The sequence below is a fragment of the Ligilactobacillus sp. JN-6 (Y).1 genome (genome assembly GCF_058111525.1).
The window spans coordinates 1,353,451-1,373,722 of the sequence record NZ_CM176599.1 but is presented as its reverse complement, the minus strand read 5'-3'; the positions used below and the strand labels follow the sequence as shown (position 1 = coordinate 1,373,722).

Annotated in this window: 17 protein-coding genes; 10 read left to right on the top strand and 7 right to left on the bottom strand. The window is 40.6% G+C overall.

What is annotated here, in order from left to right:
• Positions 1–115 precede the first annotated feature (115 nt).
• From AC3XNE_RS06350 to AC3XNE_RS06340, 3 genes are all read left to right on the top strand, one after another.
• Positions 116–1,870, top strand: a complete 1,755-nt coding sequence (locus AC3XNE_RS06350) for an AarF/UbiB family protein (protein WP_489831273.1) — start codon at positions 116–118, stop codon at positions 1,868–1,870.
• Positions 1,871–2,040: 170 nt separating this feature from the next.
• Positions 2,041–2,472, top strand: coding sequence for an Hsp20/alpha crystallin family protein (locus tag AC3XNE_RS06345; RefSeq protein WP_489831272.1), 432 nt, complete (start codon positions 2,041–2,043; stop codon positions 2,470–2,472).
• 935 nt (positions 2,473–3,407) lie between these two features.
• Positions 3,408–4,736, top strand: a complete 1,329-nt coding sequence (locus AC3XNE_RS06340; RefSeq protein WP_489831271.1) for a replication-associated recombination protein A — start codon at positions 3,408–3,410, stop codon at positions 4,734–4,736.
• An 87-nt stretch (positions 4,737–4,823) separates the two neighbouring features.
• Here AC3XNE_RS06340 and AC3XNE_RS06335 read toward each other — a convergent pair whose 3' ends face one another.
• On the bottom strand, positions 4,824–5,210 hold the full coding sequence (locus AC3XNE_RS06335) for a PaaI family thioesterase (RefSeq protein WP_489831270.1): 387 nt from the start codon (positions 5,208–5,210) through the stop codon (positions 4,824–4,826).
• A 33-nt stretch (positions 5,211–5,243) separates the two neighbouring features.
• On the opposite strand from AC3XNE_RS06335, the gene menB reads away from it, so the two are divergent.
• The 3 genes from menB to AC3XNE_RS06320 all read left to right on the top strand — a co-directional run bounded on the left by menB (position 5,244) and on the right by AC3XNE_RS06320 (position 8,980).
• Positions 5,244–6,065 (top strand): 1,4-dihydroxy-2-naphthoyl-CoA synthase, encoded by an 822-nt coding sequence (menB, locus tag AC3XNE_RS06330; protein ID WP_489831269.1) that lies wholly within the window; start codon positions 5,244–5,246, stop codon positions 6,063–6,065.
• 18 nt (positions 6,066–6,083) lie between these two features.
• Positions 6,084–7,532: an o-succinylbenzoate--CoA ligase gene (locus tag AC3XNE_RS06325; protein WP_489831268.1), complete on the top strand. Its 1,449-nt coding sequence runs from the start codon at positions 6,084–6,086 to the stop codon at positions 7,530–7,532.
• Between the two features lie 419 nt (positions 7,533–7,951).
• On the top strand, positions 7,952–8,980 hold the full coding sequence (locus AC3XNE_RS06320) for a zinc-binding alcohol dehydrogenase family protein (protein WP_489831267.1): 1,029 nt from the start codon (positions 7,952–7,954) through the stop codon (positions 8,978–8,980).
• 74 nt (positions 8,981–9,054) lie between these two features.
• Here the strand turns inward: AC3XNE_RS06320 and AC3XNE_RS06315 are convergent, their stop codons facing one another.
• The 4 genes from AC3XNE_RS06315 to AC3XNE_RS06300 form a co-directional block, all read right to left on the bottom strand.
• Positions 9,055–9,897, bottom strand: coding sequence for a bifunctional 5,10-methylenetetrahydrofolate dehydrogenase/5,10-methenyltetrahydrofolate cyclohydrolase (locus tag AC3XNE_RS06315; protein ID WP_489831266.1), 843 nt, complete (start codon positions 9,895–9,897; stop codon positions 9,055–9,057).
• Complete coding sequence (locus AC3XNE_RS06310; RefSeq protein ID WP_489831265.1) at positions 9,894–10,514, bottom strand: cyclodeaminase/cyclohydrolase family protein; 621 nt, start codon at positions 10,512–10,514, stop codon at positions 9,894–9,896. Before AC3XNE_RS06310 ends, AC3XNE_RS06315 begins: the two co-directional genes overlap by 4 nt.
• A 195-nt stretch (positions 10,515–10,709) precedes the next feature.
• On the bottom strand, positions 10,710–12,761 hold the full coding sequence (locus AC3XNE_RS06305; RefSeq protein ID WP_489831264.1) for a heavy metal translocating P-type ATPase: 2,052 nt from the start codon (positions 12,759–12,761) through the stop codon (positions 10,710–10,712).
• 140 nt (positions 12,762–12,901) lie between these two features.
• Positions 12,902–14,104, bottom strand: coding sequence for an MFS transporter (locus AC3XNE_RS06300; protein ID WP_489831263.1), 1,203 nt, complete (start codon positions 14,102–14,104; stop codon positions 12,902–12,904).
• 267 nt (positions 14,105–14,371) lie between these two features.
• Here AC3XNE_RS06300 and AC3XNE_RS06295 point away from each other — a divergent pair, with 267 nt between their 5' ends.
• Entirely contained in the window at positions 14,372–15,253 is an 882-nt protein-coding gene (locus AC3XNE_RS06295) for an NAD(P)-dependent oxidoreductase (RefSeq protein WP_489831262.1), read from the top strand.
• The gene (locus tag AC3XNE_RS06290) at positions 15,253–15,495 is read left to right on the top strand and encodes a DUF308 domain-containing protein (RefSeq protein ID WP_489831261.1); all 243 of its coding nucleotides are present in this window, start codon (positions 15,253–15,255) and stop codon (positions 15,493–15,495) included. Before AC3XNE_RS06295 ends, AC3XNE_RS06290 begins: the two co-directional genes overlap by 1 nt.
• Positions 15,496–15,587: 92 nt before the next feature.
• On the opposite strand, the gene AC3XNE_RS06285 is transcribed toward AC3XNE_RS06290, so the two are convergent.
• A complete protein-coding gene (locus AC3XNE_RS06285; protein ID WP_489831260.1) occupies positions 15,588–17,066 on the bottom strand; it encodes a PTS transporter subunit EIIC in 1,479 nt (492 codons plus the stop codon).
• A gap of 12 nt (positions 17,067–17,078) precedes the next feature.
• Positions 17,079–17,561, bottom strand: coding sequence for a PTS sugar transporter subunit IIA (locus AC3XNE_RS06280; protein ID WP_489831259.1), 483 nt, complete (start codon positions 17,559–17,561; stop codon positions 17,079–17,081).
• A 265-nt stretch (positions 17,562–17,826) separates the two neighbouring features.
• Between AC3XNE_RS06280 and treR the strand changes: the two genes are divergently transcribed.
• Both treR and treC read left to right on the top strand, forming a co-directional pair.
• Positions 17,827–18,549 (top strand): trehalose operon repressor, encoded by a 723-nt coding sequence (treR, locus tag AC3XNE_RS06275; RefSeq protein WP_489831258.1) that lies wholly within the window; start codon positions 17,827–17,829, stop codon positions 18,547–18,549.
• A 38-nt stretch (positions 18,550–18,587) separates the two neighbouring features.
• Entirely contained in the window at positions 18,588–20,258 is a 1,671-nt protein-coding gene (gene treC / locus AC3XNE_RS06270) for an alpha,alpha-phosphotrehalase (RefSeq protein ID WP_489831257.1), read from the top strand.
• Positions 20,259–20,272 lie beyond the last annotated feature (14 nt).

Here is a 20,272-nt window from a genome sequence, read left to right as displayed (position 1 = left end):
TCTTAATATGAGAATAACTGGTCACTACACATTTTTTTATAAGATGATCTGTAGGTCTTCTTGTCAAAAAATGATAAAATTACATTGAGGTAATTTTTAGAAAGGATGCGTTCCTATGACCACAAAAATGTCAAATGATCAAAACGAATCAGAGCGACCAACGAAGCGCGAACGCTTACTTGAGATCGTTCATGTTATGAGAGAACACGACATGCTCCAAAATTTTGTCAGGCAAACAAATCCGACTGAGATCCGTTTGGGGTTTGAGGAGCTTGGTCCGACCTTTATTAAGATCGGCCAAATTTTATCAACGCGTCCAGACTTGGTATCCCCCGCTTACACGAAAGAATTCAGTCACCTACAAGACAATGTTCAAATAGATCCTTATACTACAGTGGAAAAGACTTTTAAAGAACAGACTGGAAAAGAGATCGAAGCGGTTTTTGCCAAATTCGATAAAGAACCATTTGCTTCTGCCTCGATCGGACAAACACACCATGCACTTTTAAAAGATGGAACTCCTGTAGTGGTCAAATTTCAGCATCCAAAAGTTCAAGACCTAGTAGAAACTGACATGTCACTCTTTAAGAGAGCAGTAAACATCTCCAAAATCGGCCCAGAGATCGGTGTAATTGACCCAGAAGAAATATTTAATGAAATAAAAAATGCTCTTTTTACAGAGATCAACACAGAGATCGAGATCAAAAACGGTCAGGAATTTTATGAATTAAATAATAATGATGGTGTTATCACGGTTCCTTGGACTTATGCTGATGTCTCAGCACAAAAGATCCTAGTTACCAGTTATATGCCTGGCAAAAGTATTAAGTATTATATCCAAGAGCCCTACAGTAAAGATGAGCGTCACGCCGAACAACAAAAAGCCGAACGTAAACAAATCGCACAAGTTTTGGTTAAAAACTTTGTCAAGCAAGTCTTTGTAGATAATTTTTTTCACGCTGACCCGCATCCGGGCAATATTTTATTTCAGCGACTTGATCCGCAAGAAAGTAAAAATCAAAACCACGTCACTCAATTTGAACGTAAGGTCAGAGGAAAGAAAACCACTTTAAAAGCTCAAGATGACTTACCTGACTATCGTATTACCTATCTTGATTTTGGAATGATGGGCCGCTTAACGCCCAATATTGTCGACGGGATCATTCAAATTATTTTAGCGTTAAACACTAAGGATACACGGTCGATCGGTCAGGCGATACTTTCCATTTGTAATCGGACCGGTAAAGTAGACCAAGAAAAATTTTATGAAGAATTGGGATTATTTTTACAACCCTATCTACAAATGGGCTTAGGCCAACTCGACTTACCCAGCTTGTTATTTGAGATCATTAGCCTTTGTCGAAATAACAATTTACAAGCCAAGTCGGAAATCACTCTTTTAGTCAAATCTTTTGCTTCTTTAGAAGGGCTTGTGGCGGAACTTGATCCTGAAATGAAAGTAATGGATGTTGTTCGTCCCTTTGCCAAAGAATATCTGATCAACCACTTCAGCTGGAGAAGCCAAATAGAGGATAGCGCCCTAGACCTTGCACAGTCACTGCGATCTGTGCCAAAGATCCCGTTAAAAATTGAGCAGCTGATCAATTTGTTCACGACAGGACAAACTAAGATCAATATTGCTTTGAAGGGGCAAGAATCTCTTTTTGTTAATTTTGCTAAGATAATCGACAGGCTGGTCATCTCGATCATTTTAGCCGCGTTGATATTAGGCTCGTCATTATTAGTTCAAGGCAGCGCTGAGCATCCAGCAATTTTCAAACTAGGAGTTGCCGGTTACATTATTTCGTTTATCGTGATCGTTTTTATGATCTTCAACTCTTTGTGGACCCGGTTTAAACGTAGGAAATAAAGACCTTTAACGGTCGGCAATAAAATTTTGACCTTTTTTGACCTTTCCAGTAGTTTTTCTTTGCATCTACTTTAAAAACGTATAAAATTAATAGTGAAGGAAGGTAATTCCTAACACTATCATCAAAGTAGGTAACGAATTATCAATTATAGAAAGGAAGTTTTGGTGTTATGGCTAACGATATTTCTAATCGCTTCAATGATTTGATGGATTCAGGAGATGAATTTTTCAAAAACTTTGGCCGTCCGTTTATGAACATGAGTGATTCTTTTAAAGAATTACGTAGTGATGTGCAAGAAACTGATACAGATTATACCGTGGCGATCGATGTGCCTGGTGTTGACAAGAAAGATATTTCGATCGACTTCAAAGACAACACATTGACCGTTTCTGCCAAACGTCAATCATTCAGTGATCAAAGCGACAAAGACGGCAATATGATCTCCAGCGAACGCAGCTCTGGCAGATTCACTCGTCAATATAATTTTCCTGATGTAGACCATGAGAAGATCGGTGCTAAATATGAAGATGGCGTTTTAGAAATTACTTTGCCTAAGACGACTGAAGGTCAAAGTAAAACTCATAAAATAGAAATTCAGTAATTAAATAATATACGTCTCGTATTCCTTAATTCGAATACGAGGCTTTTTATGTACAAATTGGCATTTGAATTTACTATTTTTCTTCAAAACATTGCTACAATAGGATTTAAGAGATGGAAGTAAGCCCATCTAATTTGTGAATTTTGCCAAGAGAAAACGGTTGCATTAAGCTTGGAGATGTGTTATAAAGTAAGTGTAAGGAAAGATCAAGACTCAGTTAGTGAGTTAGACAATTGAATATAGCAACAAAATAATTAAAGTTTCAAACGTATTAAATCCGCTAGATCTAATCAAAATAGAGGATATGATAGAAGGTGTCGGAACCAACATGAAAAAAGTTCCAAACACAGAATATTTCTTCTTTAGAGGGTGATTGAACCAACATGAGATGCGCTTCAACCACAGAAAATTTAGTCGATCGGAAGTGATGAAGTCAACATGAATCGTTTTAGGTCCGTTAACCCGCAAAAGGCTGGTCATGAGATCTCAAAAACTGGTGTTGACCAAAGCCTAGGTGAGGGAGCAGTTGCAGTTCAGTGAAAAAAATGCAAAAGATGGTTGCTCAACTAGGGTTGCTGAAATGTGGTCTTTCCTTACAGAAAACAAAGTTCAGCACCCCCTAATGTGTGAATATCTTAGGAGAAACATGTGAACCTCCAAGATGATATGTATGAGTGAGATCGCGGGGCTGAACCTTAAAAGTATTCGCCCGAAACGTTGGAAAATTAAGTTGACTTCAAAGGAAAATTAGGTAATTAGATGAGTTTATATTTTAATGAAACACAGGCAGTAACCTAGGAGTCTGAAACAAATGAATGTGATTTGTTTCAGACTCTTTTGTTGTCTCTTTTGAAACATATGTTTGCTTTTTCGGCAATTACGTTACATAATGTGTTTAAATAGTGGTTACCCTAATAATGAAAGGAGGAGAACATTTGAAACAAACTTCTATTTTTGATCAAGATGAAAGTAACAATACACCACTGGCCTACCGGGTACGGCCGCAAAATTTAGCTGAGTTCTTTGGACAAACTCACCTGTTAGGTCACGGCAAAGTCTTACAGGAGCTGATCGATAACGACCAGCTTTCGTCCATGATCTTTTGGGGGCCGCCAGGAGTCGGTAAAACCACTTTAGCGCGAATAATTGCTGCACAAACCCAAGCCCATTTTCTAACTTTTAGTGCAGTAACTACGAGTATCAAAGAAATCAAATCGATCATGAAAGATGCAGAAGATGCCCGGGAAATGGGAGAAAGAACGATCGTTTTTGTCGATGAGATCCATCGGTTCAATAAGGCACAACAAGATGCTTTCTTACCTTATGTCGAAAAAGGCAGCATCATTTTGATCGGTGCCACGACAGAAAATCCGTCATTTGAGTTAAACTCCGCCCTGCTTTCTCGTTGCAAAGTCTTTGTTTTACACGAATTACAGCAAGACGAACTGGTCGCTTTGTTAAAACACGCTTTACACTCATCTCAAGGTTTCCCAGACCTAACGATCCACATTTCAAACGATACTCTGCAAGAAATTGCGACCTTCGCTAATGGTGACGGACGTAACGCACTAAATACGCTCGAAATGGCAGTCCTTAATGGCGAACGAAAAGATAAAGAAGTTACGATCGGCCAGCAGACATTGCACCAATTACTAGGCAAAAAATCATTACGTTATGATAAAAAAGGCGAAGAGCATTATAATATTATTTCTGCCCTGCATAAATCAATGCGCAACAGCGATGTTGACGCGGCCGTTTACTGGTTGTCGCGAATGATCGATGGCGGTGAAGATCCTCTTTATATTGCTCGCCGGTTAGTCCGTTTCGCCAGTGAAGATATCGGTCTAGCCGATACTAATGCTTTAAATGTAGCAGTAAATGTCTTTCAGGCTTGTCAGTTCATCGGTTTGCCAGAATGTGATGTTCATCTGACAGAGGCTGTTATTTATCTGGCACTCGCCCCTAAGTCAAACGCAGCATATAAGGCACGCTTGTCCGCAAAAAAAGATGTTCGTTCTTTTGGAAATCTTCCTGTACCTTTACAGATCAGGAATGCCCCAACTAAGTTAATGGATGACCTAGGGTATGGCGAAAACTATCAATATGCTCATAAAAGCAATGACAAACTAACTTCCATGGAAACCGCCCCACCTGAAATAAAGGGACATGAATACTATGAACCAACTGAACAAGGAAACGAAACGCGCTTTAAAAAACGTTTAGCTTATATTCAAAAATGGCATGAAGAACATGATGATAAGTAAAAAATACCGCCTGCACTAGGTTGCTGCCAACTTTAGTGTAGACGGTATTTTGTTTTTTAGGTAAATTACTAATTCTGTGTTATTTATTTAACTTTCATGACGATACCCGTTACCGCCCACTCGACTTAAGGTTACCTGGCTCACACTTGTGAGTCGTTTTTCATTGTGAATTTCCACTTGCCACGTTTGGATATTGGCCCCAATATGTAAAGGGGTTGCCTTAGCGATCAAAGTCCCCCTTTTGGCTGCCCGCAAATGATGTGTCGTCAGATCAACACCAACTACAGCTGACCCTTCTGGTACATTTTGTTCTCCAGCTAAACTAGCCGCTGTTTCCGCCAAAACTGCGTTGATCCCACCATGAACAATTCCATGAGGCTGTTTGATTTCATCAGAGACCTCAAGTGATATAATAGATTCGTTAGATGAGAGAGAAACAACTTTGATTCCAAGAGTATTCACTAAATCTGACATAAAAATTACCAACTTTCGAAAGGATTGAATTAAATGACATCTGTAAATTGGGAAAATGTTAAAGATTATGAAGAAATAATCTTTGAAAGGGCCGACAAAATTGCAAAAATCACAATGAATCGTCCAGAAAAGCGCAATGCTTTTACCCCAACTACTGTTGAAGAAATGATCGATGCTTTTACTATCTGCCGTGATGATAGCACAATTGGGGTAATAATTCTAACTGGAGCTGGAGACCTAGCCTTTTCATCCGGTGGTGACCAAGGTGTGCGTGGCAACGGCGGTTATGTCGGTAAAGACAAAGTAGCACGTTTAAACGTTTTGGATCTCCAACACCTGATCCGGATCATTCCTAAGCCAGTGATCGCAATGGTTAAAGGCTGGTCTGTCGGTGGCGGGAACATTTTGCAACTGGTTTGTGATTTAACTATCGCTGCTGATAACGCTAAATTTGGTCAAACAGGCCCTAAAGTAGGCAGTTTCGACGCCGGCTATGGTTCAGGTTACCTTGCTCGCGTGATCGGCCACAAACGTGCTAAAGAAGTCTGGTTCCTTGATCACTTTTATTCAGCAGATGAAGCCTACCAAATGAATTGGATCAACAAAGTTGTTCCTTTGGCAGATGTTGAATCAGTTACCCTTGACTGGTGTAATGAGATCCTTGAAAAATCACCAACAGCTCTACGTTTTATCAAGGCTGCAATGAACGCCGATACCGATGGATTAGCTGGGATCCAGCAACTCGGCGGAGACGCAACGATGTTATTTTACCAAACTGATGAAGGTAAAGAGGGACGTAACGCTTTCAACGAAAAACGTAAACCTGATTTTGACAAATATCCTAAGTTCCCATAAGCGATATCAGTTATGATCATGGATAATTGGATAAAAAAACAAGCAGCCTTAGCCCCAGCTAAGGCTGCTGTCACAGATGGGAAAGAAACTCTCACATTTGCACAACTCGCTGCTCACGCCGATAGTCTCAGCAATAAATTAGCCAGTTTAGATGCTTTGAAAAATCAGCGGATCGCAATTTTGACTAACAATTCATTAGCCGGATATTTGGCAGCAATGGGTGTATTAAACGCTGGCTGTACGATCGTCTGGTTGAATCGTCGTTTATCATCACACGAATTAAATTATCAGCTGGAAGATAGTCAAGTTGACATCTGCTTATATGAAGACAAGCTTGATGTTTCCCAGTTAAAATGCCGGACGATATCTTTTGATAAACTTGATTCAGTTACAGAAAAAGAATCTGTCAGTCAACAAACATTTAACACAAAAGACGCGGCAAGTATCATGTACACTTCAGGCACAACCGGAGACCCAAAAGGTGTTATTCAAACATTTGGCAATCATTTTAGTTCTGCCACAGCTTCTGCCTTAAATTTAGGTGTCACACCCGCTGATGAGTGGTTATGTATTGTACCGATCTTTCATATCAGCGGATTTTCAATTATGATGCGCGGTTTGATCTATGGAATGACCGTTCGATTAGTAAGTCAGTTCGATGCACAAAAAATCCAGCAGATACTAGTAAATGAGCCGATCACAATGATCTCAGTCGTGCCGTTTATGTTAAAAAAATTATTGGCTGTCAAACAAAAAACTGGTGCTGTCTATCAGAATAAGTTTCGCGGCATGTTATTAGGAGGTGGTCCGATCGATCGCGTGACCTTAAAACAATGCCAAGAGCTTTATTTGCCAGTCGTTCAGTCATATGGAATGACTGAAACATGTTCACAGATAGTAGCACTTTCATTTGACGATGCTGCAAAACATATTGGTTCTTCTGGGAAACCGCTTTTCTTGACGCAATTACGGCTGGACACAAATACAAGAGAGATTCAGCTTAAAACTCCTGCTCTAAGCCCCGGTTATCTTGGCCGACCGAAAAAATATGCGTCCAAAATAACAGAAGATGGTTGGTTTAAAACTGGCGATGTTGGCCAACTAGATGACGATGGTTTTTTGTATGTAAATGGTCGCAGCGATGATATGATAATCTCAGGAGGGGAGAATATTTTTCCGGATGAAGTCGAAGCTGCTTATGCTACATGCCCTTTCGTTGAAGAGATCGCTGTTTTAGGTATTACCGATGATAAGTGGGGACAACGACCTGTGGCTTTTATTGTACCAAACGAACAAACCCTATTAGCTCAAGACCTAATAGATTATGGTCGCCAACGTCTGGCTCATTACAAGGTCCCTAAAAACTTTTACTTGATCACAAGTTTTCCACACAATAGTAGCGGCAAATTACAACGTTTCAAGCTAAGAGAATCATTAACTAAGGGACATGTTAATGAGTTGCAGTAAACGGAAAAATTTACTTTTATAGGTGAGACCCATACAGCAAAGCCCGAACCTTATCGGGCTTTAAACGTCGTAGCTCGCCCTTTGTTTAGTCGAGCTACGAAACTCAGACAACTCCGCTTATCAACTCAGATCTCATAGTGCCAAGACCGCACTATAAGGTCTAAGTCCGATAATGCTCGTTGTCTCCCGAGTTTCTTCGCTCTGTGTTTGTAGTCGAGCTCCAGCAAGCAAGAAGTTTCGTCTATCGGGCTCTTCCCGCTTGCTTTCGCCCTGTGTTTGTAGTCGGGTTTCGTGTGGCATAAGGTTCCGCCTAGTTAATTTCTCCATCACATTGCCCAAAACGCAATATTGTGGAGAGATCTGCTAGTGCTCACCTTCTAAGCGCCACACTTCGCTCTTTGTTAAAAGGAGATGTTATCATGTCTGAAAAAATGAATGCTGTTGGTTTTTATGAACATTTGCCACTTGATGACTCGCAAAGTCTTATCGACCTTACTCTTGATCGTCCAGTTGCTGAAGGACACGACATTTTAGTCAAAATTTCTGCAATCGCTGTGAATCCGGTCGATATTGCTACGCGAAAAAATGGTAGTGGTAAAAGCGAAACGCCACGAATACTTGGTTTTGATGCCGTTGGTACTGTCGTTGAGACTGGCTCAGAGGTCACATTATTCAACAATGGTGACAGAGTGTTTTATGCCGGTTCATTTAGCCGTCCTGGAAGCTATAGTGATTATGAACTTGTCGATGAAAGGCTCATAGCGCTTGCTCCAACTAAACTGGATGATGCTCATGCTGCAGCTATGCCGCTAACGACCTTGACTGCCTGGGAAGCATTATTTGAACAGTTAGGTATCAACCCAGATAACAATGCTGCTAATGCGGACAAAACTATCTTGATCATTAACGGTGCCGGAGGTGTTGGCTCGATCGCGACCCAATTGGCACATTACGCTGGTCTTCATGTGATCGCTACTGCATCTCGTCAAGAAACTAAACAGTGGGCATTGCAACATGGTGCCGATCAAGTAGCCGATCACCATAAAAACTTAGTAGATGAAGTCCATCAGTTAGGTCACGAGAACGTCGATTATGTCTTTGAATTAAATAACTTAGATAATCACTGGGACGAAATGGTCGAATTGATCGGCCCTAATGGCAAAATGTGCTCCATTACCAGTAATTCAAAGCCATTAGATTTGGCAGTTCTGAAACGTAAACGTGTGACTTTCGCATGGGAATGGATGTTTACTAAAGCTTTTTACCATACATACGATATGAACAGTCAACATGAGATCTTAACTCAGGCAGCCAAGTTATTTGATAGTGGTCTGTTGCGCAGTACATTGTACCAAACACTCCAAGGAATAAATGCAGATAAATTGAAGGAAGCACATGCACTGATCGAAGAAGGACACAGTATCGGTAAGATCGTGCTTACACGTTAATAGAATTTTTTCTAAAAACTAAAAACTCCCGTAAAGTATGGCAATTAATTTGCACTACTTTACGAGAGTTTTCTTTATTGTTTATTAGCAGCGGCGATCTGTGCCGTTCGATAAGCCAACAATGCAGTCGTGATCGCGCCAACACCACCAGGGACAGGTGTGATCGCCTGAACTTTATTTGCAAGCGACGTAAAATCTGCATCACCTACAAGTTGATCATATTCATCATAGTTAGTACCAACGTCCACAATTATTGCATTTTCGTTGACCATTTCAGCTGTTAACAAATCCGGTTGTCCTACAGCTGTGATCACGATCTTAGACTGAGCAGTAAATTGTGAAAGATCCTGAGTATATTTGTCACAGATGATCAATGTCGCATTTTGCGCTAACAACAAATTTGCCAACGGCCGTCCAACAGTCAGACTAGCACCGACTAAAGCCACTTTTGTCCCTTGCAGTTTAATTCCGTAAAACTTCAGTAATTCCATCACCGCTGCTGCTGTCAATGGAACTAGGTCGTTAGCCCTTGGAGACAAAGTCAGCCCCAGATTAGTCCGTGTCATGCCATCTATATCTTTTTTTGGGTCAAGTAGATCTTGAACAGCATTCAAAGGCAAATTTGCAGGTAATGGCTCCAGCAATAAGACAGCATCAACTTGAGTATTTTCATTCAAACGCGTTATTTGACTTTTAAGCTCATTAAAAGTTAGCTGATCATCAAGCACTACTGGTTCAACTTTTATTTTCGCTTGTTGCAAAACCTTAGTTGCACTTCTCTGGTAACCCTTAGCTGCTGGGTCATCTCCCACCCTGACCAATGTCACCTGTGGAACGGCTAATAACGAATCAACTATCTTTTGGGTCCGTTGCAAGATATCGTTTGCTACCGGTTTGCCCTTTAGTAGTTTGCTCACGCACTTTCACCCCGAGCTGCTTTTTGCATAGCTGGATACAAATTTTCACTTAACTTTAGCCCCTCAGCTAAAGTTTCATCCGTCATTTTGTTCAAACTAGCAGCCTGGTCCTTATCTTTCATCATCCTAGTGTTTTCATAAACATTTAAAACAGAAGCTTTAAGTGCTGCCTCAGCTAAGGCAGTCCCACTACCGATATCACTTAATAAAGACTTGGAAGAGAAGCTCTTCATTTCATCAAGTTGTTGTAAGATCTTAGTTGCTGTTTGCGCGATCTTTAATGGTGGCTGAGCTGCAACAATGAGACCGTGCAGCATCTCAGCTGCCCGTTTATCTTTTTGTTCCTCAGTTTCTTTGGGGAGTTTTAAAGCCTGCGTAAAAGTTTGAAAGGCATTTTCGTCCTCTTGGATCAATGAGATCATTTTGGTCCGACTGACGGTCATCTCTGCTATTAATTCAGTCAAACGCGGTTCGTCAAGTTTATCCTGCCGAATATGGCCTACCATTTCCCCCAAAGCACTACTTAAAGCCCCTACTAAAGCTGCCGTAGAACCTCCACCTGGAGTCGGTGTTGCTGAAGCCAGATCAGCTGCAAATTCTTCGATCTTTTGTGACATTTATTTCGCTCCTCGTCTATAATTAATTGGTCTGGGCAATAATTACTAAGTGAAACAAATTCACCAAATATTTGTCCAGCGAGAAAAACAATGGTCAAAGGTCAGTCGATTCAAGCTCAACAGTTTGTTAATATCCAATACAGCTTACCTTTTAGTCTTCTCATTTTATTTCTTATCCATTATCTCTAATTTTGCTTAAATTTTCAAAGTCAATGCGTTGATCGCAACTATGACCGTACTCAACGACATTAAAACTGCACCGGCCATCGGGCTCAAAACAAAACCAAATGGAGCTAAGACACCTGCAGCCAGTGGTAGAGCAATAATATTGTAACCTGCACCCCACCAAAGGTTTTGAGTCATTTTGTTAGTTGTCTTGCGTGCTAACTCAATAAAATCAATAATATCATGCGGATCACTCTTAACCAAAACTAGATCAGCTGATTCGATCGCAACATCTGTTCCACTGCCGATCGCCACTCCAACATCGGCTCGTGCCAAACTCGGTGCATCATTAACACCATCGCCGATCATCATAACTTTCCCCTGTTTTTGGTACTGTTGTACAGCCTTTTCTTTGTCTGCAGGCAATAGTTGTGCCTGAAATTCCGTGATCCCTAATTTATCAGCGACTCCCTTTGCTGCTTGCTTATTATCACCTGTCAGCATAACAGGTGTTATCCCTTGTTGTAGCAAGGTTTTTATCATTTCTTTAGCCGCTGGCTTGACTTGATCGCCCTGAGCAATAAAGCCGATAACTTGCTCATTTTCTACCAGAAAACTCAATGATCTTCCTTCGCCAGCAAGTGCATCAAAACGTTTCTTATCGATACTAAACCCTTTTTCCTCCACGTAACGCGGAGAAACGATCAAATAATTAGTATCCGCGATCTCGCCTTTCAAGCCGACCCCCTTAATTTGACTACTATTTATACTTTTGTATGAGATCTTTTCATCTTTCGCTTTCTGTGTGATCCCAGCTGCCAAAGGATGGGACGAACCGGATTCTAAACTTGCCATAATTTTTAATATTTCCGTATCGCTTTTTTCTTTCGTTAGACTGCCGTATTCAGTAACTTTAAAATTACCTTCCGTCAAAGTACCTGTCTTATCCATTAAAGCATATTTGAGGTTTGTAACTTGTTCCATGGCATTTCTGTCACGGACCAACAGACCTTGCTTAGCTCCCAAAGAAGTACTTCTAGCAACAACTAACGGAATGGCCAAGCCAAGTGCGTGTGGACAAGCTATGATCAATACGGTCACTGCTCTAGGTAAGGCAGTTGCTAGATCATTGGTAAGCCACCAAGCAATAAAACTGACCACAGCAATAGTCAATGCGATATAAAATAACCATGACGCCACTTTATCTGCTAAATTTTCACGACCTGAACTTTCATTTTGAGCCGACTGTACCATCTTGGTCACTTGTGCCAAAAAGCCATTCTCACCAGTCCCGGTAACCTTGATCTTGATAGTCCCATCACCATTAACTGATCCACCAAACACCTTGGATGATGTCTTTTTTTGCACCAGTCTAGATTCACCCGTGACCATTGCCTCATTGACGGCAGTTTCTCCATCTACCACTTGGCCATCTGCGGGCATTTTTTCACCACCCCTGACAAGTAAATTGTCTCCTTCAGTAACGTCTTGCAGCTTAACATCATTTACTTGGCCCTGTTCATCGAGCAAATGTGCCTGACTAGGTAACAGCTCAGCTAATTCATTCAAAGCCGATCCGGCGTTCATCACGGCATTCATTTCGATCCAATGACCGAGTAGCATAATATCAACTAAAGTAGCCAGTTCCCAGAAAAAATCCATCACACTTGGAGTTACATTAAAAATATTATTAGCTATTACAGAATAAATACTATAAACATACGCCACAGAAATCCCCATTGTGATCAAAGTCATCATTGCCGGCTTTTTTTCAGCTAGTTCGCCTTTTGCTCCAGAAAAGAATGGCTTGCCACCATAAAAGAAAATAGCAGTCCCTATAATGGCAACTACCCAATCACTACCCTTAAAATCAATTAAAGGATGTGTCATTCCCATCATTGAAGACATCAATAATAAAGGGACAGTTAAAACGAGTGATATCCAAAACTTTTGTTTCAAATTACCCATATGCATCATATGTCCGCCGTGCATCATCATATCGTTGTGATCCATTTCTCCTTCGTTCATATTCATCTGTGAATTATCCATGCCCATATGTTCGTTATGTTCATCCATCTTCATCACATTGACTCCTTTCTTGACTGAAATCAGTACTCAATTCAAGACTACATTTGAAACTTACTAAACTCAAATAAAAGACTTGTGAAAACAAAAAACGCTGGGTTTGAACCCAACGTTTTAATAACTAACGATATTTTTTGTTAGCGAACCAAGGCATCTCCGCCCTTCGGTGAGCTGATCATGAAAGTCAGAATATACGAAGCCGCCAAGAAAACAGCGACGATCATATATGGATAACTCGGGTGCAGATCCAGTAAGGCACCTGCGACTAAAGGCCCGATCACATTGCCAACACTTGTCAAAGACATGTTGAGTCCATTAATAAAGCCCTGGTTTTTAGGACTGATCTTAGTCAACATAGTCGTAATTGCCGGTCGGATCAGATCAAATGCTTCAAAAACCAGCAATGTTGCCAAAATAACTCCAACTTTTGTCTTAGCCAGTAATATCCAAATTGTCCCGATCAAAGAGATCAAAAAACAATACCGGATCAACCGTTTTTCATTAAATTTAGAAACTAGCCAGTCAAACATTGCGACCTGTAAAAATAAGGATAAGATCCCATTTAAAGTCAGGACTAAGGCAATGTTATTCAAACTAAAGTGATAAACCTGATTAACAAACAAGCTGTAGATACTTTCAAATCCTTGAAGACCAAATGAGGAGATGAAGATCAAAACGAATAAGATGATCCCCGATTTACCAAGGATCTGCATCATATCATTGTCCTGGTCAAGCACGCCTTCGACACCGGTAACTGGTTCTTGTTCGGCCGCATTTTGTTCTTCCAGTTTTTTAGGCAACATAAAATACATTGCAACCATGCTAACGATACCCAAAGTACCAGCAGTCCAAAATGGGAGTTTATAATCTACATTAGCCAAAAGACCACCTAGGCCAGGACCAAGGATCAAGCCACCCGAAAAAGCAGCAGACAACCAGCCAATGACTCTTGCCCGGTATTTTTTAGTAGTAATGTCAGCCGCCAAAGCCATTTCAGTCGGGACGACCATTGCTGCTGAGATCCCGCCGATCACACGAGAGACATCGAACAAAACCAATTGATCAGTAACTGCAAAAAGGTATTCTGAAACTGTAAACAACAGCAATCCTAAAACTAAAATCGGTTTACGTCCAATACGATCAGATATACGCCCGATGATAGGAGAAGCAACAAATTGTGCGAAAGCAAATAATGCATTCATAACGCCCATACTGAAAGCGGATAGATGCAATTCATTACGTAAAAAAGGCATAACCGGAATTACAATACTGATCCCTAAACAAATTAAGAATTCACTAAAAATCAAAATAAAAATAGCTTTTTTGACTGTCTTTGACAACTGATCTCCCCCTTAAATGTAATTAATATAGATAGGAACTTATTTCCTATCTCATTTTTTCAAAGTGCATTAACACACAAATAAACCTTTAACTTTTTTATGATTCTTTCCGAAAGTTTAACCATAATAGTATAACAACAAAAGAAGATGAAAGTCCACAAAGAAAATTCAGCTTCATCTGCAAAATTTTTGCTTGCGTCCTGTTCGTCGGTATATGATAGTGTTAGTTACCATTTAAAGCTTAGATAAATAAGGTGGGATATACAAATGAAAATTGGATTTATCGGAACTGGCGTCATGGGCGCTGCTATTGCTGCAAACTTAATGAAAGCCGGAAATGAGTTAACTGTATTTAACCGTACAAAATCAAAAACTGATGACTTGGTCGCAAGCGGCGCAACTTGGGCCGCCACTCCAAAAAAAGTTGCCGAAGTAAGTGACATAGTTTTTTCGATGGTCGGTTTTCCAAGCGACGTTAAGCAAATTTACTTTGCTGATGATGGAATATTCGCTGGGAGTGATGATAAAACGATCCTGATCGATATGACGACGAGTCAACCATCGCTAGCTCAAAAAATTGCTGATGATGGTGAAAAAAGAGGCATCAAAGTCTTAGATGCGCCTGTTTCAGGCGGTGATATCGGTGCTAAAAATGCGACTTTGACCGTCATGGTCGGCGGAAGTGAAGAGGCCTATCAACAAGTAAAACCTCTTTTCGAAAAAATCAGCAAAAAAGTTACTCTTTTTGGACCAGCAGGTTCAGGCCAACATGCAAAGATGGCTAATCAGATCATGATAGCCGGGACCATGACTGGTCTAACCGAAACGTTGCTTTATACTAAAGCGGCCGGTCTAGATCCTCATAAGGTATTCGATGCTTTAAGTGCGGGCGGAGCTCAAAATTGGAGCTTATCCAACTATGGTCCTCGTGTCCTTAAAGACGACTATACACCTGGCTTCTTTTCCCGTCATTTCTTAAAAGATCTGCGGATCGCCTTACAAGAAGCTGACCGCATGGGACTTGATCTCGCCGCGACAGCCAATGCCAAACGTTTGTATGAAGTGATGGTCGATGTATACGGTTTGGGTGATCAAGGAACGCAAGGTTTGATAAATATTTATTCTAAAACAACTAAGGAGAACAAATAGTGAAAGAGCAAAGTTCAAACACTTCGCACAAAATACTGTTATTCGTGATCGCACTGATTTTTATAGTTGACGGTTGTTGGCAGATCCTCAAGGGGTTTACCAGCCTAATACGCAGGTTTCATAATGAGCCGCGTCCAAACGAGCCGGCTGCTTCAGTTAGTTGGTTACGGATCTGCTTAGGTATCATTATGCTCATTGCAGGTATAATTTTGCTATATAGCGCGTTTGCAGGCGCATATTAGTTGATAGAAAATCAGTTGTATTAGCTATTGGGGGACAAAAAATACACTAGTGACCTTTTTGTATCGCCACTAGTGTATTTATTTTATTTAAATTAAGCTTTCTTAGCTGAACCCGGACGTTGCTTTTTAGCGACCTTTTTGTCCATTTCCATCTGGTCGTTGTAACCCCAGAACCAGGTTACAAGGAAGGAAATAACAAGCGCCACTGCACTTGAGATCAAGAAAGCATAGAAACTGGTCAGATCACCAGGGTTTTTCGTGTTGAAGAATGACGAAAACCCGATCAGAGATCCAGTAAAACCATACATCGATCCGTGCATTAGTCCAGTGATCAAGCCACCGAATGCTGACCCGATCAAACCGGAAATAAAGACGCGCCGGAATCTTAAGTTAATACCGTAAATAGCTGGTTCTGTGACACCACAGAATGCTGAAATTGCAGCTGCTATACCCAAAGTCTTACGATCCTCTTTCTTAGACTTGACAGCAACGGCCAAAACAGCAGCACCCTGAGAAACCATCGTTACAGATATAATAGCGTTCAACATACTTTGACCACTGCCAGAAATTTGTTGTGTGACCAAAGGAACAACGCCCCAATGGAGTCCAAAAATAACCAGTAACTGGTAAAATCCACCAATGATCAAGCCTCCGACCCAGCCGGATGCTTTGACTAACCAATTGATCAATTCAGCCAACCCATTAGCGAGTCCTTGAATTATCGGTCCAGTAACTACCAAAGTGATCGTTGCCACAACTAAAATAGTGATCAGTGGAGTGAAGATCATCTGCAAATAACTTGGCAAGTTATCATTGAGCCAATCGCCTAGCAGCTTTGCCAACCAAGCAGCTAAGATCATCGGAAAAATCGAATAAGTGTAGTTCAAAAATTGAAAATCGAAACCGCCAATGGAGAACATCGTCTTGAATTTTCCACCCCAATCAACGATCTGCGGGTAAGCTAATACCCCACCGATAACCGCTGTCACTATTGGGTCACTATTCAACTTTTTGGCAGCCGCAAAACCGACTAAGATCGGTAAGAAATAAAAGGCTGAATCAGCCATCGCATTGATCGTTTGGTAGACTGTGCCGGACGAATCAAGCAATTCACCTAACTGCGGCATGGTCAGTAATGATAGTAATCCTTTAATAATACCTGATGCAGCGATCACACCGATCACTGGGCTCATTGAACCCGTGATAAAACCGATCAAGTTAGAGAGTGCGCGACTAACCACATTTCCCTGTTTTGTACCCTCTTGCTCTGTTGTTTCTGAATCTTGGGTCGAATCATCACTATCTCCAGCAAAGTCAGGACCTAAAATTTTCATAACAGCATCATAAACGTGGGCGACCTCAGTCCCGATCACAACTTGATACTGGCCAGAAGCATGGAGTACATCGATCACTCCAGGAGTATTCTTTAAGACATCATCATTAGCCTTTGATTCATCTTTCAAATAAAAGCGTATCCGTGAAATACAATGGATCAAACTTTTAATATTGGCTGGCCCACCAACATTTTCAACGATCGTTTCAGCTAATTTTGAATAATCTTTTTTTGCCATTTAATCACCTTCCTACTTTTTTGTGACCTCTGCAACTGACTGGCCATCTTGGGTATCGCCAGTCGTCAGATCAAAATCAAGATCTAAATCGCCTGAATTAGTGATCACTGTCAAGATCGTCGACTGATATCCTGCATCGTTTACTTTTTGCAGATCCATCATCCCTAATTTATCGTGAGCTTTAACTTTTTGTCCTTGTTCTACATCAAGCCGAAAACCCGCTCCCTTCATTTCTACGGTATCGATCCCTAAGTGTACTAACACTTGCAATCCATCGTTGGTTTCAAATCCGATAGCATGTTTAGTTTCTGCCAAAAGAGTCACCTTACCTGAAACTGGTGCGTATATCTGGCAATCAGTGGGCTCAAGGCCAAAACCGATCCCCATTGCTCCAGTAGAAAATACAGGATCCTTAGTGTCAGACAGATCCATAACTTCACCAGCTGCTGGTGCTAAAAGTTCTATATTAGAATTTTTCTTTTTGAATCCGAACACGTAAAACGCCTCCTAAATTAAATCGCTTTCTTATTGTCAGGTTAATACTACAGCTTGTATATACATGTGTCAAGGAAAGCAAATCATAACCCCAAGAACTAGTTATTATCCACATTTTTAAATTATTTTAAGCGTATTCATTAAAATGATTGCTTGTATATACATATTTGATATAATTAGCAATGAAATAGTTTGTGTATAATTTTACCAAGAGCTTAAAAACTTTTAGCTTAACTCAAGTAATGGAGAGTGGAAGTGGTGATTTTTGAAAACAAATCGTAATAAGCAATTGATCATCGCTAGAGATATTATCTCTAAGATCAAATATGGGCAGTATCGACCTGGAACATACTTACCCAGCGAAAATCAATTGACGGAACTGTATGGGGTCTCGCGTGAAACGATCCGTAAAGCATTAAATGGGCTCAATGACTTGGGCTTGATCCAGAAAATCAAAGGCAAAGGGTCGATAGTACTAGATATTCAACGCTACACCTTCCCTATCTCAGGGATCACTAGTTTTAAAGAACTAAATAGTTCGCAGGAAATGAACGCCCAAACTAAAGTTTTGCAAAATAAACCCAGTCGGATCCCAGAATATTTTCTTGCTCGCGGAGTTGAAAAAGACCAGCGAGCGACATTTTTGGAACGTTTACGTATTGTCAACGGTGAACCATCCGTATTAGATAAAGATTACCTGCTTGACCCGCCGATCCATGGGATCCCTACTAAAGAAGCTGAAGATTCATTATATGAATATCTTGAGGGCAACCTTGACCTGCAGATCTCTTACGCAACCAAAGAAGTGACCGTTGAAAAGCCGACCATTGAGCAAAAAAAGTTGCTAAATTTAACGGACCAAGAAATGGTTGTTGCCGTTCGCAGCATGACTTACCTAGACGACACGACGCTGATTCAACTGACAGAATCTTACCACCGGCCTGATAAATTTAAATTCATCGACTTTGCACGAAGAAAGCGTATATAAAAATAACTACTGAATTTTTATTGAAAGGAGTCTTATTTATGACAGACTTAGGAAAACAAGTGATCTATCAGATCTACCCGAAGTCATTTTATGATAGTAACGGTGACGGGATCGGCGACTTGCGGGGGATCATTGACAAGCTGCCCTATATCGCAAAATTAAATATTGATATGATCTGGTTTAACCCATTTTTTATTTCACCTCAAAATGACAACGGTTATGATATTGCTGATTACTATCATATCGACCCACAATTCGGAACAATGGCCGACTTTGAAGAACTAGTCGCAAAGCTCAAAGACATGGGAATTGACGTCATGCTAGACATGGTTTTAAACCACTGTTCCACAGAAAATGAATGGTTTAAAAAAGCACTAGCAGGTGAACAAAAATATCAAGATTATTTCTATCTGCGCCCTCCAAAAGCAAACGGAGATCTGCCAACTAACTGGAGTTCTAAATTTGGTGGTCCCGCTTGGAGTAAATTTGGCGATACTGGGCTGTACTATCTCCATTTGTATGATCCAACTCAGGCCGATCTTGATTGGCACAATCCTGCAGTCAGACAAGAGGCGGCTAAAATCGTCAACTTTTGGCGAGCTAAGGGGGTACATGGTTTTCGTTTCGATGTCATTAATGTCACCGGTAAGAGTGAACATTTAGTGGACTCTACCGATATTGATGAAGAAAAAGCATTATATACTGATACTCCAGTAGTTCATAATTATCTAAAAGAACTTAATAAAAACAGCTTTGGTCAAGACCAAAATAATGTGACAGTTGGAGAAATGTCTTCCGCTAATGTCAAAACTGCGGCTGGGTATTCGATCCCAGCTGAAAATGAATTGTCGATGATCTTCACTTTCCATCACTTAAAGGTCGATTATAAAAACGGCAATAAATGGGATACCATTCCGTTTGATTTCACTAAACTCAAACAAACATTATGTGAATGGCAAGAGGCAATGGATCAAAAAGGCGGCTGGAATGCTTTATTTTGGAATAACCATGACCAACCCTGGGCTTTGAATCGTTTTGGGGATACTGGCAAATATCGCGAAAAATCAGCTACTGCTTTGGCAACAGCCATGCATTTGCTTCGTGGGACTCCATACATTTACATGGGCGAAGAGATCGGTATGATCGATCCAGACTATGACTCTATCGAAGACTATGTTGACATTGAAGCTTTAAATGCTTATTATACTTTACAAGATCAGGGTCTTACTCCGGAACAAGCACTCGAAAGTGTCAAAAAAAAGGCTCGCGATAATTCACGAGTTCCAATGCACTGGGACGCTTCAAAAAATGCTGGCTTTTCAACCGGAACACCTTGGTTGAAACCAACTTACCAGGAACAGATCAACGTCAAAAAAGAACTAGCTAATGGGGTGATCTTTAATTATTATCAGCAGTTGATAAAACTTCGCAAGTCAGAAAAACTTATTTCTGATGGTCACTTTAAACAATTACTGTCAGACCACCCGCAAGTATTTGCCTATGAAAGATGGCTTGACGACACTTCTGCCAAGCTAATAGTCTTAATTAACTTTTATGGACAAACTGCTCATGTGACACTTCCCCAAGAACTAGTAGGTCAAGAAGGAACTGTCTTCTTAAGTAATTATGTCCAAAGTTCAAAATCACTTGAATTACCGGAAAACTTAAAGCTTAAGCCTTACGAAGCACTTGTTTATAAAACAAAATAACACTACGACAAAAA

What these genes read in the sequence shown, in the direction of transcription:
- AC3XNE_RS06350 (WP_489831273.1), top strand. Translation starts at nt 116, where the DNA reads ATGACCACAAAAATGTCAAATGATCAAAACGAATCAGAGCGACCAACG.
- AC3XNE_RS06345 (WP_489831272.1), top strand. Translation starts at nt 2,041, where the DNA reads ATGGCTAACGATATTTCTAATCGCTTCAATGATTTGATGGATTCAGGA.
- AC3XNE_RS06335 (WP_489831270.1), bottom strand. Translation starts at nt 5,210, where the DNA reads ATGTCAGATTTAGTGAATACTCTTGGAATCAAAGTTGTTTCTCTCTCA.
- menB (WP_489831269.1), top strand. Translation starts at nt 5,244, where the DNA reads ATGACATCTGTAAATTGGGAAAATGTTAAAGATTATGAAGAAATAATC.
- AC3XNE_RS06325 (WP_489831268.1), top strand. Translation starts at nt 6,084, where the DNA reads ATGGATAATTGGATAAAAAAACAAGCAGCCTTAGCCCCAGCTAAGGCT.
- AC3XNE_RS06320 (WP_489831267.1), top strand. Translation starts at nt 7,952, where the DNA reads ATGTCTGAAAAAATGAATGCTGTTGGTTTTTATGAACATTTGCCACTT.
- AC3XNE_RS06310 (WP_489831265.1), bottom strand. Translation starts at nt 10,514, where the DNA reads ATGTCACAAAAGATCGAAGAATTTGCAGCTGATCTGGCTTCAGCAACA.
- AC3XNE_RS06305 (WP_489831264.1), bottom strand. Translation starts at nt 12,761, where the DNA reads ATGAAGATGGATGAACATAACGAACATATGGGCATGGATAATTCACAG.
- AC3XNE_RS06295 (WP_489831262.1), top strand. Translation starts at nt 14,372, where the DNA reads ATGAAAATTGGATTTATCGGAACTGGCGTCATGGGCGCTGCTATTGCT.
- AC3XNE_RS06285 (WP_489831260.1), bottom strand. Translation starts at nt 17,066, where the DNA reads ATGGCAAAAAAAGATTATTCAAAATTAGCTGAAACGATCGTTGAAAAT.
- treC (WP_489831257.1), top strand. Translation starts at nt 18,588, where the DNA reads ATGACAGACTTAGGAAAACAAGTGATCTATCAGATCTACCCGAAGTCA.